This window comes from Vibrio sp. Vb0937 (assembly GCF_033338855.1).
Genome location: NZ_JAWOTK010000118.1, coordinates 1 through 1672 on the forward strand (window position 1 = coordinate 1; position 1672 = coordinate 1672).

The 1672-nt window shown below is 41.5% G+C and carries 2 protein-coding genes; both read right to left on the minus strand.

Going from position 1 to position 1672, the window contains the following annotated elements; translation table 11 throughout:
* Positions 1-533: HAD hydrolase-like protein (locus R7P67_RS23640; protein WP_140139105.1), on the minus strand; the 533-nt coding region annotated here is incomplete at its 3' end.
* A 183-nt stretch (positions 534-716) separates the two neighbouring features.
* Positions 717-1672 (minus strand): HD-GYP domain-containing protein (locus R7P67_RS23645; RefSeq protein ID WP_318086169.1); only part of this gene is annotated, 956 nt, incomplete at its 5' end.

Sequence of the window (1672 nt, forward strand, 5' to 3'; positions counted from 1 at the left end):
TCTACACCTTTGGGTGTATCATCGATATACAAACAATCACTAGGCAAAAAGCCCATGCTCATCGCGCTGTACATGATCAAATCAGGTTCAGGTTTCCAACTATTTGCTTCAAACGCAGAGAATACTTTTCCTTTGAATGCATCAAGCAGACCGGTTAACTCAAGTGCGTATTCAATTTTATCTTTGGGACCATTTGACGCGACGCAGTATTCAATATTGTGAGAGTCGAGGAATTGGATCAGCCTTTTAGCGCCATCCATTGGTTGTAAATGACGAACAAACAATTTTTGAACTTCTGTTCGGTATTGGGGTTCAAGAACATCAATTGGAACATTAATGTTCATCAACTCTTTGGTATCAAGAAGAATATCGGCCAGTTTTCCACCTTTAAAGTGAGAAACACATTCTTCCATCGTTAACTCTGCACCGTGTTGATTAAATACATTCACTAGTGCTTGGCAGCATAAACGCTCACTGTCGACCAACGTGCCATCACAATCAAAAATCACGCATTTAATATTGGTAATTGCCATAGCCTTCCCCTAGACGCATTTGTCGATGTCGCTGATCAAACTTATTTTTTAATACAAATGTATGGCTTAATCATATTTGAGTTTAGATTTGTTTAAACGACAGACTTGGCATTTCGTAGAAATGGGGAAAAGCAATTCCTGTTTTTCTAAGCAAGATCACCGAATGTAATCTTGCTCAGTTTGTTATGCATCAGGATACATGTATCGAACTTCGATGAAGTCATCTAAATTATCTAGCAACAGTTGGCATAATATTGGGTCAAAGTGTTTGCCTTGTTCCAACTTAAACCAATCGACGACTTCATTAATTGTCCAAGCCCGTTTGTAGCAACGCTCTGTTAATAATGCGTCAAATACATCAGCAATTGCGACGATGCGTGCGAAGAGATGAATGTCCTCACCTTTTAGATTATTTGGATAACCCGTACCGTCCCATTTTTCATGGTGTTCGTGGGCAACCACCGCTGCTAATTTGGTGATGTCGCCCTCTTTCATGTTCAGCAACTCATAACCTTTAATGGTATGTTGCTTCATGATTTCACGCTCTGAACTTGTCAATGCGCCAGGCTTATCGAGAATCGATTCTGGCACGGAGATCTTTCCGACATCGTGCATAGGGCTAATGATTTCAATCATTTCCACTTCACGGTGCGTCAATCCGCAAAGTTGAGCCAAACGACGAGACAGTTTAGCGACACGTTTTACATGTTGGCCAGTTTCTCCAGAGCGACTTTCAATCGCCTCACCCAATACGTGAATCATCTCTTTTTGGACGTTTAGCGTTCGTTTTTGAAGCAACACAATTTTTCTATTTTTCTTATCAATCTCTTTACGTTGGCGAATAGTCATAAACTGAATCACAACAACAAGAGAAAGCAGCACAATAATGCCGCACGTGAACAACAGTGTTTTGAGGTTTACTTTAAACAGTGGCGGTGGCGCATTAAGAATTTCAGCGTTTTTAGGGATGTCATAATGGCTGATTTCGTATTTTGTAAGCGCCTTATAGTCCAAGACCGCTTCGGTGATAGCCAGCGCATGCGCCGCTGACGTCAGAGACATCCCCATCTTACTCGCCATTATCTCCGCAGCTTCATAACCAAATTGCTCAGAGCGGTTCACAAAGCCACCCAGTATTC